This is a genomic window from Pseudoalteromonas sp. MMG013, assembly GCF_018100885.1.
Classification (GTDB): Bacteria; Pseudomonadota; Gammaproteobacteria; order Enterobacterales; family Alteromonadaceae; genus Pseudoalteromonas; species Pseudoalteromonas aurantia.
Genome location: NZ_JAGJEE010000001.1, coordinates 412,658 through 428,501, shown reverse-complemented (window position 1 = coordinate 428,501; position 15,844 = coordinate 412,658). Strand labels below are relative to the sequence as shown.

At 38.6% G+C, this 15,844-nt stretch carries 13 protein-coding genes; 7 read left to right on the top strand and 6 right to left on the bottom strand.

Annotated features, from left to right (window positions below):
- Nucleotides 1-24 precede the first annotated feature (24 nt).
- Complete coding sequence (locus tag J8L98_RS01765; protein WP_210995012.1) at nt 25-3,438, bottom strand: ATP-binding protein; 3,414 nt, start codon at nt 3,436-3,438, stop codon at nt 25-27.
- Between the two features lie 769 nt (nt 3,439-4,207).
- Between J8L98_RS01765 and J8L98_RS01760 the strand changes: the two genes are divergently transcribed.
- On the top strand, nt 4,208-4,690 hold the full coding sequence (locus tag J8L98_RS01760; RefSeq protein ID WP_210995011.1) for a YbaK/EbsC family protein: 483 nt from the start codon (nt 4,208-4,210) through the stop codon (nt 4,688-4,690).
- A gap of 3 nt (nt 4,691-4,693) precedes the next feature.
- On the opposite strand, the gene J8L98_RS01755 is transcribed toward J8L98_RS01760, so the two are convergent.
- Both J8L98_RS01755 and J8L98_RS01750 read right to left on the bottom strand, forming a co-directional pair.
- Complete coding sequence (locus J8L98_RS01755) at nt 4,694-5,632, bottom strand: class I SAM-dependent methyltransferase (protein WP_210995010.1); 939 nt, start codon at nt 5,630-5,632, stop codon at nt 4,694-4,696.
- Between the two features lie 454 nt (nt 5,633-6,086).
- Nucleotides 6,087-7,814, bottom strand: a complete 1,728-nt coding sequence (locus tag J8L98_RS01750) for an amidohydrolase (protein WP_210995009.1) — start codon at nt 7,812-7,814, stop codon at nt 6,087-6,089.
- Nucleotides 7,815-7,885: 71 nt separating this feature from the next.
- Here J8L98_RS01750 and J8L98_RS01745 point away from each other — a divergent pair, with 71 nt between their 5' ends.
- Together J8L98_RS01745 and J8L98_RS01740 are read left to right on the top strand one after the other, a co-directional pair.
- The gene (locus J8L98_RS01745; protein WP_210995008.1) at nt 7,886-8,557 is read left to right on the top strand and encodes a response regulator transcription factor; all 672 of its coding nucleotides are present in this window, start codon (nt 7,886-7,888) and stop codon (nt 8,555-8,557) included.
- Nucleotides 8,547-9,728 carry a HAMP domain-containing histidine kinase gene (locus J8L98_RS01740; RefSeq protein WP_210995007.1) on the top strand — a complete coding sequence of 394 codons (1,182 nt, stop codon included), beginning with the start codon at nt 8,547-8,549 and terminating at the stop codon, nt 9,726-9,728. The genes J8L98_RS01745 and J8L98_RS01740 overlap by 11 nt, the downstream gene beginning before the upstream one ends.
- A gap of 103 nt (nt 9,729-9,831) precedes the next feature.
- Here the strand turns inward: J8L98_RS01740 and J8L98_RS01735 are convergent, their stop codons facing one another.
- The gene (locus J8L98_RS01735; protein ID WP_192509362.1) at nt 9,832-10,296 is read right to left on the bottom strand and encodes an OsmC family protein; all 465 of its coding nucleotides are present in this window, start codon (nt 10,294-10,296) and stop codon (nt 9,832-9,834) included.
- A 204-nt stretch (nt 10,297-10,500) separates the two neighbouring features.
- On the opposite strand from J8L98_RS01735, the gene J8L98_RS01730 reads away from it, so the two are divergent.
- On the top strand, nt 10,501-11,424 hold the full coding sequence (locus J8L98_RS01730; protein ID WP_210995006.1) for a LysR family transcriptional regulator: 924 nt from the start codon (nt 10,501-10,503) through the stop codon (nt 11,422-11,424).
- Here J8L98_RS01730 and nhaR read toward each other — a convergent pair.
- Entirely contained in the window at nt 11,421-12,320 is a 900-nt protein-coding gene (nhaR, locus tag J8L98_RS01725; protein WP_192509360.1) for a transcriptional activator NhaR, read from the bottom strand. The genes J8L98_RS01730 and nhaR overlap by 4 nt on opposite strands.
- A 125-nt stretch (nt 12,321-12,445) precedes the next feature.
- Here nhaR and J8L98_RS01720 point away from each other — a divergent pair, with 125 nt between their 5' ends.
- Complete coding sequence (locus J8L98_RS01720) at nt 12,446-12,745, top strand: hypothetical protein (protein WP_225738519.1); 300 nt, start codon at nt 12,446-12,448, stop codon at nt 12,743-12,745.
- Between the two features lie 201 nt (nt 12,746-12,946).
- A complete protein-coding gene (locus J8L98_RS01715) occupies nt 12,947-13,399 on the top strand; it encodes a hypothetical protein (RefSeq protein ID WP_210995005.1) in 453 nt (150 codons plus the stop codon).
- A 33-nt stretch (nt 13,400-13,432) separates the two neighbouring features.
- Here the strand turns inward: J8L98_RS01715 and J8L98_RS01710 are convergent, their stop codons facing one another.
- Nucleotides 13,433-14,326 (bottom strand): response regulator, encoded by an 894-nt coding sequence (locus J8L98_RS01710; RefSeq protein ID WP_210995004.1) that lies wholly within the window; start codon nt 14,324-14,326, stop codon nt 13,433-13,435.
- Nucleotides 14,327-14,430: 104 nt separating this feature from the next.
- Here J8L98_RS01710 and J8L98_RS01705 point away from each other — a divergent pair, with 104 nt between their 5' ends.
- Nucleotides 14,431-15,252, top strand: coding sequence for a chromosome partitioning protein ParA (locus tag J8L98_RS01705; protein ID WP_210995003.1), 822 nt, complete (start codon nt 14,431-14,433; stop codon nt 15,250-15,252).
- Nucleotides 15,253-15,844: the final 592 nt, after the last annotated feature.

Below are 15,844 nucleotides of genomic sequence, written 5' to 3'. Positions count from 1 at the left end.
TCAACAGCGCGCAAAACAACTACTTCAGCTGGCTTTGACATGACGCATACTATCGATCCTTTTATTGACTCGTATTAACTCTTCTAGCATTTTGTTATACGTCGCCTCATAAATGGCAATCGTTGGTTGTGTACAAGCATCCTCTTCAAGCACTACCGCCAGCGAGAATAGCTTTTCTGCACCTACATCTCCTGATTGACCTCTAATCGCATGTGCTAAATGTTTAATTTCTTCGTGCGCTTCGTTTTTTATTGCCAGTGCTATTTCATCAAACTTGGTAGGGACGTCAGCCAAAAATAACTCACAAATCATTAAATACAGTGATTTATCACCTTGCATGCGCTCTAATGCATCTTCAATGTTGAGGGTTTGCTCATCTTCAAGCACTTCCAAAAAGGTCGTGGAACTTTCAATTCCACGCTCAATATCATCAGAGATATATAGTATCAATGTACTGAACAAGTTATCGGGGTTTACCGGCTTAGTGATGTAATTATTCATGCCGATAGACAAACAGCGCTCTCTTTCACCCGACATAGTACCTGCAGTCATCGCAATGATAGGTATATTTCGGTAGTGCTCTGTGCCTTTTCCTGCGCGAACGGCACTCGTCGCTTCATAACCATCCATTAATGGCATGTTACAATCCATCAAAATTGCCATAATCTCCAAAGACTGGGCTGATGCCACATTAAGCTTCTCTAATAAATCAATTCCAGAATTTGCCATCAATACATCAATACCTTGTGACACCAACATTCCTTTTGCTACCTCAAGATTAATTTGATTATCATCTACCACCATAACAACCTTTCCTTTCAGCGCTCGGTACTGTTCGGGCTCTTGCGGATGAGGCTGATTGTCTTCTATCAAATCAAACATGATATTCGCTTTATCTTTATTAATTAATACCAATACATCGAGATAACGTATTGGTTTGGCCACACTCGCACGAACATTAGCTGGCACAGTACAATTCATCGCATCATAAAATACACAACAACGTTTACTAGCCAACGGATGTATAATATGTCGTTCCATAGCACTACTTGATGCATCGATAAACCAATAATCAGCGTTATCTTGGTGCGTTACTTCGCCTGCAAAACGGGTCGTTAGCTTTTCTAAAAACTGAACGAATTCAGGAGATGGGCTTTCAATGTAAACACGAGTACCTGATAATACAGGCATAACATGAAGTGGTTTGGCACTTTCAATAGGGTAGGGCAACCGCAATATAAACTCACTGCCAAAACCTTTCTCTGAAGAAAAAGAGATATCTCCTCCCATCAGTTTACACAGTTGTTTACAAATAGATAATCCAAGGCCAGTACCACCATATTGACTGGTGATTGTTGCAGATTCTTGAGAAAATGCTTGAAACAACTTATTATAGTTTTCTCTCGAGATGCCAACGCCCGTATCACGCACATTTATTTCAAGCCAAACATATTCGCTATCGGTCACCGTTTTTGCAACTACATATACGCCACCTTTTTCCGTGAACTTAATTGCATTACTTAATAGATTATATAACACCTGCTTCAATCTACTCGCATCACCAAATAGTCCTAAATACTCAATATCTAGAGCATCTAATTGATAATCTAATTGCTTTTCTTGTGCTTTTACCCCTATAGATGAAGTGACATGCTCCAGCAAAGAAATAGGATCAAACAATTCACTATCTAGCTCCAGTTTCCCAGCTTCAATTTTCGATAAATCCAAAATATCATTAATTAAACTCGTTAATGTTTGTGCACTGGTTTTCATCATATCTAAGTAACTCTTTTGTTGTTTAGATACGACATCTCTACACACCAAGTTTAATGTGCCCAGAATGCCATTGAGGGGGGTTCTCATTTCATGGCTAATACTTGAGATGAATGAGCTTTTTATGTTGGACGCTTCCTCAGCTCGTTTTTTCGCACTTTCAAGCTCTGCAGTTCGCTCTGTGACTTGCTGCTCTAGTAATGCATTATTATTCTTAATCTTGTCTTTGGCCTTATTCTGAGCGGTCACATCTGTAATGAATAAAGCAAACCCTTTTATCGTTGTATTGGCATTTCGAATGGGAGAAATAGTAAACTCAAGGTCAATAACCTGCTCTTCTTCACGCTCTAAAGTGACCTCTAAAGGGCTAATTACTTGACTTTTACTGACTTGATTTAATACATGGTGGAAAAAATCTTGTTCCACATACGGCTCTAAGATTTTATACCCAATACCAATATTGCGCGCCAATTCAGGAAAAAACCGCTCCGCGGTGCGATTAAAACTGGTTATTTGTAGCTTCGTATTAAAACCAATAATGCCACCAGAAGCCCCATCAATAATATCTGCAAATTCTGACTGAGTGTCGATAAGTTTTTGAGAGCTTTTAAAGTAGAACCATATAATTGTCAAAACAATCACAAAGATCAAACTCAGCACCACAAGCAAACCATAAGTACTCAATCTCTTTTCAAATAATAATTCTGTGTACGTTGAAATAGGCATAGCCACCATAATTTTAATTAAACCATGCTGGTCACTCGATGATGTTCTTAAAACTCCCTCTTTTGAAATAAACTGCTGCTTTTCATCCTTCTTTAACGTGACAAGAGATAGGCCGCCATGCAGCCAAGGCTCTTTTGAGTATAAGGATTGCCATGTTGTATCTGGGCTCAGATCACGGCTAAAGCGTAATGCCTCGTCAAAATGATAAATGAAATGACCCGTTTGGGTTAACAGTAATAACTGTAACGCTGGTTCTACATTGCTGTATAGATTTTGTAATAGCTCTTCGGCATTGAGGTTTAATACCAGTACAGTAAGTAATACGTTATCATCATTATAAACAGGTAACGCAAACCTTAACGTAGGCTCGATAGGGTGTACTATTTTACCACGCTCTTTATTTAGATCTAATTGAGATATGTACAAGCTTCTTTCATTTAATTTTAGCGTTTCAGTAAAGTAATCTTTGCTTGCTTTATTTTGTAACTTAGGTTCAAGTTGTACTTTAACAATACCACCGAAACGATCAACCCTGACCAGCTCATCACCATCGCTGCTATCAATTAACCTCAATTGCCGAATATCAGTATAAGTGTGCATCATTGACTGAAAAATAGTACTTAACCGCTCTTTCCAACGTGTTACAGTTATACCATCAACGGGGTCTACCCCTTCATTCAACAACGCTCGGGAAACGCCTTGTATCGGTGGGGTATCTAACAAAAAAAATAAAAAGTCACTATTTATTTGAATATATTCAGACAAGTGCTGTTTTTTATTTTTCAATAAAAATGTCAAAGACTCATCAACACTTTGTTGGGCTTCACGTTGAATTTTCTGTTCAAAAAAGAACAAAGATATGATCAGCGTACCAATTAGCACCAACAAGATGAATGGTACCGACATCCGCTTAAGTCGCATTGCGTAACGAGAGTACATATATTCCTTCAAACCTGCTAACAACATCCCTGATGATGCTGACTTACTGCACAACCTACTCAGTCAATACCATCTAATTCTAACTACACTTTAGGATATATAGATCAATTTACAACCATACGGATTGAACAATTCTAATATAAAGCCACACTTGCTTATTTTGGTTTCTATTATTAGGACATAAATCAAGATTTGATACATACTCTTACCGGCAGTACTGAACATTCATCGAACCGGTTACTCATTTAAAAATACACGTGTTAGCGCTACACTCTTATACTAAGTCAACATTTTCTTATCGTGCATTTTTTGCAAAAGTGCCAAACACAGCAGCTTACGACCGTAAAACACACTTTCATCACGTGTTATGTAAGAAATGATTCTGTCTAAATCACAGGTCAATTAACGGAGTATTGATGAACCCCCCTATACAGAGTCCTTAAGTGTGTAGGTCAAGCAACAACATTATGTCAATACACTTAACTTAAAGCCCTATATTTCAGCATCCTAGTGTATTATTATTTGTCAATAAAAACATGAAATATTCTCACGGTTGGATTTCATCTTAAATTTAAATTTATCTAAATAACCCCATAAAATTTACGTTTCCAAAACAAAAACCAGTAATATTTGGCTAAATTTTACGAGTTAATTTTATTTTCTAGCATTGCAAAAGCTTGCAGAATGTAACGCAAGCTTGAATATCACATGCCCATTCGATATAAATACAATACGCAACCAGTAAGTCTCCCGCCCGAGAGAGGTTAAGATGTCAACTACGCTAAAAGGAAGTGCCCAACGAGTGCAAGACTACCTTGCACAATTTGATATCGCATTTGTCGTTAAACAACTCCCATATTCAACTAGAACTGCGTTCGATGCATCGCAAGCCCTAGGCTGTGATATTGCTCAAATAGCCAAATCTCTCATATTCAAAAATAGAGATTCGGGGGAGCCAGTATTAGTCGTCACTTCTGGAAAGCACACGGTCTGTAAAGACAAAGTATTTGCCGCAACAGGGATTGAATTAGACAAGGCTGATGCCAAATTTGTTAAAGAAAAAATTGGATATGCAATTGGCGGCGTCCCTCCTGTTGCATTAAATAAACAAGTCATCACAATATTAGACAATGAACTAAAAAACTATAATGTCATTTGGGCAGCCGCGGGGACGCCCAATGCAGTCTTTGAGCTTAAAGCCTGTAACTTTAACCTACTGACTCAAGGCGTATGGATAGAGCTTGCAAAATAAACATTAAATTTTGCCATATGAAAATAGTAAGCTCTTCAACCCTCCTTCAATATTATTATCAACGAACTCTGGCGGATTGTTTAATCGCGTAACAAATGTTACTTCTGGCGCCTGTTCTAACATTTCATCTATCAAAAACTGTGATTCTAAATTTGGATCATTCACACATGCTAGTACATAAGCGTTGCTTTTCAACAGTTCAGGCAAACGGCGTAATATTTTTTTATAGTCTTTAGTCAAAGCAAAGCTGCCTTTTTGAAATGTTGGCGGGTCAATTATGACTAAATCATAAGGTCCAGACTTTCTTAATTTCCCCCAAGATTTAAACAGATCATGACCTAAAAATTTCACTTTATCCGTGTCATGTTGATTGAGACGATGGTTATCTCTTCCTTTACTCAATGCTGCTTTTGCCATATCTAAATTGACAACCTGAGCTGCACCTCCTGCGATTGCCGCCACAGAAAAACCACACGTATAAGCAAAGAGGTTGAGCACATTTTTATCTCTGGCATTTTCCATTACCCATTTTCGACCGTTTCTCATATCTAAAAACAGTCCATTGTTTTGCTTTAACCCTAAATCAAGTGAAAACTTTAAACCATTCTCAATCACTACTTGAGTTGGGGTGAGCTCTCCAAATAGCACATCCATAGGGGCACCTTGTCGGCTACGGTGGTGCAATAAAACACTGCGAACTTGCCCTTGCCACATTGGTATTTGTGTCCATTTATCAACGCATTGAGTCAATTCCTTGATAAATTCAACTGAAGGTTCTTTAAACAAAGAAATTAATATTTGTCCATTTAGCCAATCAACAGTGAGCTGTTCTAAGCCAGGGTAAAACCGACCTCGCCCATGAAACAGGCGACGTACTTCATCACCAAAATAATTTACCTCACGAATGTGCTGATCAAGTGTTGTTAGAGCTGCTGGGGTCATAATTATGTACACATAATTTCAAATATGCACATTGTACGTGCCTTGAAAAAAAGTAACAGCTCAGTCGAATAAGAAATCGCGCATAAATTAGGAGTCACGGCTATGAGAGATTTATTGAGTAACAAAACGGTATAGCCTAGCAAGGTATTTATCATCAGTATTCAAACGACTTCCCAGAACTAAATCAAAGAACTAAATCAGAATTGAAAAAGGGGCGTTCTCCCCCCCCCTTATATTACATAAATATAGTTAACCTCAGCTCTGGATAAGCGAATTTGTCCAATAAAGCTATTTTTCTCACTCTCGACGTTGCTTTCATTTGTAATAGCCCGCTATTACTGCATAAAAGCGCCTTGATATTAAACAAAATATCATCATTGGATTGTACGTAAGTTTGTTTTCAAAATATTTCCTATTCCAAAACCCTTATCCAAACCTGAGGTTAGTTAATGAGTTAACGTTGATACACAACCTCACCGTCTAGTAACGTCATTTCAACTTTGGTATTTTTTATTTCAGATGCATTTTGCTCAAACAGGTTCCTGTCTAGCACAACAAGATCCGCTAATTTTCCTACCTCAATACTACCGACCACTTGCTCCTGACGCATCGCATAAGCACTATTTATTGTATATGCTTCAATTGCTTGGGCAAGTGTAATGTTTTGTGGAACCCTCGATATCGCATTACTCAAGCCAACAAATGGGTTAAAAGTACTCACATTCCAGTCACTACTGAGCGTGAGGGTAGCACCTGCACTCAGTAAATTTTTAATTGGCACAAGGTCTTGGGCACGCTCGCTACCTATTAATGGTATGGTATCAGGCCAATGGTTAGGATCTGTAAACTCACCCGCAACTTGCGCATCAGCGATCACATTCAGCTTTTCAAAACGTGTATAGTCTTCTGAGTTAACAACTTCCAAATGGGTTATACGATGTCGAGCATTGCCCTTTGATGCGCGCTCAATAGCATTCAGTGCTTCATGAATGCCTCTATCGCCAATTCCATGGATATTAAAATCAAAGCCTGTAGCCTCTAGCGCTTTAATATACTTTTCCAAACGACTTTGCGTAAAATAATTCAAACCTTTATTTTGATACAAATCGAGCCAATTTGTATCATATGGTTCATGCATCGCAGCAGTCGTATTAACCAAAATACCATCCATATAGAACTTAACTTGATTCACTTTGAGCAAACTCTGTGGGTCATTTTGGTACAAAGACTTAAGCGTTGAAATTTGGCGCTCATCATTCATTCCCGGATATGCCCATAACCCCAAACTGACACGTAATGTCAACTTATCGTCCTTTTCAACTTGCTGCCACGTTTCTAAGTGACCTCGCTGCCAATAAGTGCGCGCATCACTAATCGAAGTGATCCCCGCTTTATTTAACTCAGGCATAGTGTATTCAATTAGGCCTGAATGATCTTGCTGCTGTGCATTCGGCAGCGACTTCATCGCCAATTCCATAACTTGATTGCCGGCATTATCATATAAAATACCATCTAATTTTCCGGAAACATCCCGACCATAAACTCCGCCAATAGGATCTTGGCTATTGACATTAATACCAGCAAGTTGCAATGCTTTGCCATTCACCCACATCGAATGAGAAGTTTGCTCCATAATGATGACGGGCCGATCTGCTACGGCTTCATTGATAACCGATAAAGGAGCGCTTTCCATTTCAAGTAAAGAAGTAATTTCATGGCCATACCCAATTAACCATTGAGCGTCTGGATTTTGCACTGACGCTGTGTAAATCGCATCAATGTATTCTCCTTCACTTGCATAGGCAGGAATTGTGAATTGCGTTGCTGCAGATGCAGACTCCAAAGGGTGCATATGCACATCATGAAAACCAGGCATCATCATCTTCCCTTTAAGATCTATAATGTGGGTACTTTTCCCTAAATACGCTTTTACACCTTGGTTATTACCAACAAAAATAATTTTGTTACCCTTGAGTGCCACAGCTTGTGCCCAAGGCTGCTCAGGGTTTACCGTATACACTTCACCATTTGTGAACACCTTTGTTGCGACTACATGACTAGATAAGTCACCATCACTTTCAACTGTTGGTGCTGTCACAGAATTCGAATCGCTACCACAGCCGGAAATAGCACAAGATATTGCCAGTAAAGTCGTACTTAATATCATAGTTGGATTACTCATAGTTGACTCCTTAGGTTTCACGATACAATATCAGGATAGAGGTAACCATAAGGTAACAGCATAGGCTAACTATGATTATATTACTGGTAGAGGATGATTCTATCTTAGCAGCCCAAACCATCGACTTTTTAAATGCAGAGGGTATCGAAGTTGATTATGCAAGTTCACTAACACAAGCTAGAAGTATTTCAAAAGGTATGTATTATGAGGCCATTATTTTAGATATAAACCTCCCTGATGGCACTGGTATTGAATTTGCCAAAACACTAGAAAAAAACAGTGCCCCCATATTATTTCTATCTGCGCGTAATGCGCTCACTGACAAACTTGCTGCGTTTTCTGTGGGAGCCTTAGATTACATCACTAAGCCCTTCGCATTAGAGGAGCTCGCTGTACGTATAAAACTGCTTGCCCGAAAAAACACCCCGGCAAAAAATACCACGTTCCAACTCGACTCCCTGTTTGTTGATTTAGATGCCAAGATAGCAAAAAGAGCCGAACGAACATTGGTACTATCTCCCCAGCAATGGAGCCTATTGGCTCTGCTTATCACCCACAGCCCCAACCCTGTAAGTAAAGACAGCCTCATTGCCACAATTTGGCCAGACCAAGATGTTAATAATAATATGTATAAATCACTTGTAACACGTTTACGTACAAATATAACAAAGCCGAACGAAAAAGTACTGTTACACACGTTGAAGAAACAAGGCTTAGCACTTAAAGAGCGCGATGATGAGTAACAACCAATCACTCGTTAATTATCTTATTGCGCGTTTCGGGTTATGCGCGCTAATAGTCATGTTTCTATGGGGCTGTATGGCGAAAGTAAGTTATGACTTTGCTCTGGATGAAACGGCAGCCCATTATCTGTTTTATGATGCAGAACAAGCCGTCATACAAAATCAGGTATTACCATACACAGATGACTTTAAGCTGATAACCTCCGATGAACAGGATTTACCAGCTTGGGCCTTATCGCTATGGAAAGCAAAGCTACTCCCTATTAACGACATATATTTTAGTAACCATCAAGAAGACGCCGTCTATATTTTGCCATACCTGCATGATGCTAATACACCAACGATTTTCGTCATGCACTATTTTGATGAGGATGAATCGGCGCCGATTCTACCTTTTCTGATGTTACTAATGGGTGCTTTGACGACCATATTCCTTTATGTGATAGGTAAAGCAGCTTACCGCATCAAACAGCAAACTCGCCTGCTAGAACAGTTAATAACCCCAGAGCACAAAGCACTAGAATTTAAGTTTATTGAGTTACAAAATATCGCTGACGCACTCCTTATTTCGCGGCAAGCCGAACGTTATGCACAACAAAAAGACCGCTTACTTTCAGCCTATTTAAGTCATGAAGTGCGAACACCTTTAACACAAATTAGGCACAGTTTAGCCCGCTTGCAACAACTAGATGATTTACCATTTGAGTCTTTATCAATCATCGAGCAATTAGAGTGCGCTCAAGCTAATTTAACTGAGACGAGTACCGCCATTTTAGCCTTGTGGCATCTTAATCCTCATGAAATTAAACCCATAAACCTCAGTGCAACAATCAACACTGTTGCAGCTTTATATACCACTCATGGGCTCATACACAACCTAATAACCACCGAGGAGACATTCATTAATGCACATCAACCGCTTGTCAGTTTACTACTCACACAAGTTTATCGAAACGCTTTACAACATGGCAATGGCGAAGTGACCACGACTTTATCTCATACACGGATGGTATTTAGTAACCCCTGCATTGCATCAAAAATGGATACAAAGGGCTCTGGCTTAGGACTATTATTACTAAAGCAGATATGTCAAAAACTCAATTGGCACCATGAAATAGCACATGAACCTCCGTTATTTTCGTTAGAAGTAATATTTAGCAAGTCCATTTAGTCACCTAAGTATCACCATGAGTGAGTAGCAATAAATACATCGCGCAATGTAAGTTGGTACTTACATTGACATAAAATTTTGTTTTCTAATCCAATAAATCATATCAAGCTAAGTTAATTGACACATCAGTTTGTACAGAGTTGGCGATAAAACATAACTCGTGAGCTTGATGGTGAAGGCTTTCAATCAAGCTATGCTCAACCTCAACACCTGCGCCCCAAATTACTTTGGGGTTTAAGACAACTTTCGTCATTGCTTTTTTACCAAGATGGTTTAAACCAAGTGTTCCGAGTGCATCATCATAATACGACTCAATCATGAGTTTTCTTTGTGCAGCCAAATCAAGGAAAAACAACATATGACAGCTTGATAGCGCCGCTACAAATGCTTCTTCAGGATCAATATGAGCTTCATTAGAGTAGGGTACTGGGACTATACTCGGTGATGATGATGCAGCTATACGTGTGCCACTTGAAAATAGCCAGTGGTGTACACGACTGTATTTTCTATCAACAAATAACTCTGTACTTTGTTTATTCCACTGTATAACGGCCTGATAGTTAGACATGCTTTTTCCTCAAATTTTTTCGTAATTCAACACCACATATTTTGCATAACTCGCGGTTCTAAAAAAAGCGAAAATCCATCACCCTCACATGAGTAATACTCACACAACAACTTAATTTTTAAATAGTAACTCCAGTAAAACCTTGAATTATTCTTAAATATACGGTCATAATCAGCAATCCTATGATTTAAACTCATCAAAGATATGACAACCCAATTCTCTTTCTCAGCAATTCATACTTTTACGGTTGTCACACAAACTTTGAGCTTCTCACGCGCTGCAGAAATTTTACACATCACGCCCAGTGCAATAAGTCATCAAATGAAATTACTTGAATCGCAGCTTGGTGTATCACTGTTTACGCGCCAATCTAAAGGGATCATGCTCACTGAAGCAGGCAAAGCTCTGATGGAAAATGCCAACAAGGGTGTATCATTAATTCAAGAGGGCGTTTCAAAAAGTATTTCTACAACAAAGCTGCGCACGTTACATATTGCCGCCATCCCATCATTAGCGCAAAACTGGTTATTGCCAAAACTACCTGATTTTTATGATTTGCACCCTGATATTAGCATCGTATTACATGCACAAGACCAACTCGTCAACTTCTCCACATCCCATATAGACGCCCACCTACATTTTGGTACTGGCTATACCCAAAACAACCATGCCCAATTTCTCGCTTCAGAATACGTTTATCCAGTCTGCCACCCAGATCTGTTGACGGTGGGATGCGATAATCATATATCAAGGCTCGTCTCTCAATATCCCTTATTACAATACAACGCAGCTCTTGAGGATGGGCCGAGTAACTTAACTTGGCAACACTGGTTATCAAAACATCACATTTGTGTTGACACAAAAATGATACACCGTCATTTTAGTCATGTAGGACTTTCACTCGAAGCTGCCAAGCACAAACAAGGGCTCGCGTTAGCATGGCATCATATGGTTTCAGACTTAATAAAATGGGGTATGCTGGTTCAGTGTGACCATACAGTGTTAAAACTCGACTACAGCTATTACTTAGTAAGCCCAGAAAAGCCACAGGAGCCATCAGACCTTCATCAATTTACATCATGGTTAAAACATAAATTTATTCACGCTTCTCAGCCACAGAATCTTTAAATATGAATGTGCTGCGCATATTTTACAAATTCAGAATAGATAGAGTCTTTAATTAACCTATCTGGCGTAAATGCATAATAGTGCTGGTAAACATTGTCAATGCTACCTATTAGACTCACATCATAATGACGTTCAATTTCTTTACTGACAAGCAACGGGGCTGCAAATAAGCCGAAGCCTTGTTGACCCAATGCCTTCATCAATGCACTATCATCGACATGACCTGCAATAGATATTTCGATACTCTGTTGCTCTAACCAGTATTTAATTGCACTCGTCATCGGACTTGACTTAGCAGGGAGAATGACTGGAACATCGGCAAGAGAGTTAGGGTAGCTTTCTTTTAGTGCATCAAGTGATGCTCTATTACCGAAAAAACCTAATTGGCTTTTACCGAGCTCATGACAAAACGCTTTAAATGGCAATGTGCTGTCTAATGGCTTATCAGCTAAGACTAAATCTAGCTTGTGGATCGACATCTGGGCAAGCAGCTCAGCTTGCTGGCCATCAATACAATGTAAATTCGTGATCCGTTCATTATCTATAAACGGTGATAACCACTTTGATACCAAAGATTTAGGTAATGCATCAGAAATCCCAACTCTTAGCGTTCGCGATATATGATCCAAGTCTCCTTGTGTAGTTTCCAACCACTCTTCAGCAATCGCAAACATATCATCAGCGTATTGTTGAGTAATTTGACCAAATTCGGTCAATCTCAGCCCTCTCCCTTCACGTATGAATAATGGTTTCCCTAAGCGCTGCTCTAAACTGGTAATCTGTGCGCTGACGGTTTGCGGCGTCAAATGTAAGACCTTGCTTGCACTCGCAATGCTGCCATGCTTGCTTACCTGCCAGAAATAATAGAGGTGGTTGTAATTTATGTTTGTTATCATTCGCTTTTACCGATGAATAAGTAAGAAATAATCAGCTTTAATCTTTTTATATACCTTAGTAGATTAACTACATGCCTGCAATAAAGGCGCGACTAATTACACTAAATTTATACTTGGATATAGCCATGAAGCTAAAATTGACAGTGAAAGATAAGGTAATGAATGCCGCTATGAGGATCAAGTTGTCAAAGCTCGTTTCAGGCCAACTTATCCGATATAAGGCAAATATTCGAAAAATAGATATACAAGTCAGTGATATACGACATGCTCGCCATGGCGCTTTAAAACTTTGTCATATTAGTCTAGTGATGCCAGGGTTGCCCGACATCTCAGTTAAAGCAAAGGGCAAAGATTTACTGCAAGCGTTAATGCGAGCGCTCCATAATAGTCAATTAGTTCTTGCTCAAAAGTACAAATTGTCTTAACCAAAATCTCATTATAAGTTTTGCTCAATAATCAGTAAGACATTGATATATTTAGTATTTAAGTAATATTTTCATGAAACAGCAATACAGCAATTCCCAAGCACTTGCAGCGGCACGGATGCCGCCTATTTCTTCTAAAGAAAATTTATCCTGCGCCGATAACATTACTCAGTAGTTTATATTATTTTATGGATTTACAGGATGAAAATTCAGCAACCGGCATCTCAGTACTTACAATTACACTCTAATTCGCAGATTCATCAAAGCGCATTATCCCAAACTGAGAACAAGAATGAATTAGATGAAAAATCGACAACTTTCCGCCTTTCTCAAAAAGACCGAGAGCAGTTGAGTAACACCGACGATTCTGAACAAGTAAAATCCAAAAAGGACGGCTTACCGCAACATATTCAAAAAATGCTTGAACAAATAGAGCGTATTAAAGAACAAATAAAAGAAGAAGAAGAGCGCTTAGTAAAATTGAAAAATCAAACAGATCTAAATGAAGACACTAAAAAAGATATGATACTCCAACAAGCCAATTATATCGCACAGCTACAAATGAACTTACTGACTTTAGTCGATAATGTAAAAGAAGCAATGAAGGATGCTGGGATCACCGATCCGAGCGTATTGATCAGTGCCATAGCATAACAGAATGTTTTAAAACTGCGTTCAATTAATATACTAAAAGCCAACTAGCAAAATCTTTCCGAGCGCCATTCCATCTCGCTGACAGCTAAAATCGATTCTACTATCTGCTTGGGTTTGATATAAAAGCTCAAGCTTTCGAAACGGAGATGCTATAAACTTCACCGTTTTAATTCTTAAGCTCATTCTTGTTTTCTTATCCAGAAATGCAAAAGCAGTCGCGCTGAGGGCCTCTTTGCCCGCCTCCAATATCTCAGAAGACACCAAATTTTGGTGGATTGCTTGTTGTGCTTCTGCCTCAGATATCATGCGAATACCACTTGCCATAACGCACGTCGCATAAATATCTAACAACCCAATCGCTCTCACTTTTTGGCTTTCTCGATCTTCATAAACGGCCATAACGCAAGGCACTTTTGTTTCATCAAACACTTGTGACTGAATCGGTTTAATACATAACGATTCATCAATGTGTTTATGAATCAAACGTTCTAACTGACTTAATTTCGGTAGAGCTAATTCACCATTAACCTCAATATCATCCAGTATAATTTCATTTTCTTCCGCACCTTGTACTAAAGGCAGCAGCTTTTCATGTAATTCATCATCGCTGAATGGTTTTGATAATACAAAGCTTGCACCTGCTTCAAGTGCTTGATCTATTTGAGACTGCTCATCGACTGTCGTTATCATCGCAACGGTAATATTTAGTTGCCGTTGTTTTATTGCTTGCAATAAAATTAGACCTGACATGTCAGGCATATGCCAATCAGTCAAAACAATATCAGGCTTCCAATTACCTATATATTGCAATGCCGATTTCGCACTATTTGCCTTTTGAATTAACAACTTACGATAACCGAACCTCTCCAAACCGCGCTTTACGATTTCCAGAGTTGCATGGCTATCATCAACAATTAAGATTTTCACTCTGCGCCACTTTTATAAAAACTTGTTTTTTATTATAGGCATATTTTTCATCCATCACTAAACTGAAAAGATATGATCAACAAAATTAACAATAAACCATCATTATGCCGAGTTTACAATTACCGATTACTGTTTACCAATATTTAGCCATTAATTTTGGATTATTGATCCTTGCTGCATGGTTTTATATCTTACTATTAATTCTGAGAGAGTTCAGAAAGTTTGCTACAAGCGTGGTATCTAACAAGCCACAGCAGCAACAAGATGACCAAATGCTCATCATGTGCAGAGAGTCTGTTGATAACGCACTAGGCTATATTAATGACCACAGCAATACTATTGCAGAGTTAGCAAAAGTACAAATTGCATTAGAACAACAGCTCACCGATATTAGAGCCTCTACAAAAGACCATATAACACCTGAAGAAGATCAATCCATTAAAGATCTTAATAAAAAGTTATCAAGGTCGCATGCATTAATACGCAAGCTCAAAGGCGATCTTGATAAAAGTGTGAATAAGTTGAAAGTAACGCGGAAGAAACTCTACGATCAATACGATACGGTGGAGTCGTTACAAAAAGAAAAAGAGCAGTTAGAAGAGAAATACCAAGCATTACAACTTGAAAATGAGCAAACAAACTCTTCACCTCAACATGTACAGAATATGATGCTCTCATTTGAGCGAGAAAAGGCTGATATGATTGATACGCTGAATAACTATAAACGTCAAATATCGGAGCAAAGCCAAGCATTAGAGCAGCTTTCATTGCAAGCTCACAATACCGAAGATGGCCCCGCATTAGCTCAATTACAGGGCGAATTGGCACAAACAAAGTCAGCACTAAAACACTTAACCAAAGAGAAGAAATTTATTGAAAGTCGATATTTAGATATTGTAAAAACACACGAAAACAAAGATCCCTAAGTTAATTCGCAATCAAGCCCTATGACTAAACGCCAAGTTGCGTATTTTTCTGTGATGTTTCGGTTTTAGGTACTGTATATTGTCGTTTCGTAAAAAATAATAATGCCATACAAAACCTAACCAAAATGAATATCTAACAATCTGTGTTCGACTGGTTACTTTAAGCATACCCTACGACCAATCTAGCGATTGTTATGTAAAGAAAGGCAGTGCTACAAAACCTGGCGCTTTCTTGTTATTCGTAATAATAAACCAGTACGTTCCAAACATATAAACAACCAACGCTTAAATTAAAGTTAGCCACTAACGTGAAAATAATTTGCACTTTCAGCAATCTTTGCGCTTGCTTACCGAAACAACTCAACCAAATAGCGTATTTTAAATACAAAAGCGTACAAAATTAACACTAAAAGCTTTAATATCAAGACGATAAATTAGCAGTTAATACAATAAAAAGGTATCGTCAATGCAAATATTCGCCCACACCATGAAAACATTGCAGATGATTCCCAGTAATAGAAAGCAACCTCCAAATATAGAAGTAACGTTTTAGAGCCCAGGAAACGCATCAAGACATTACAACATTGCAACA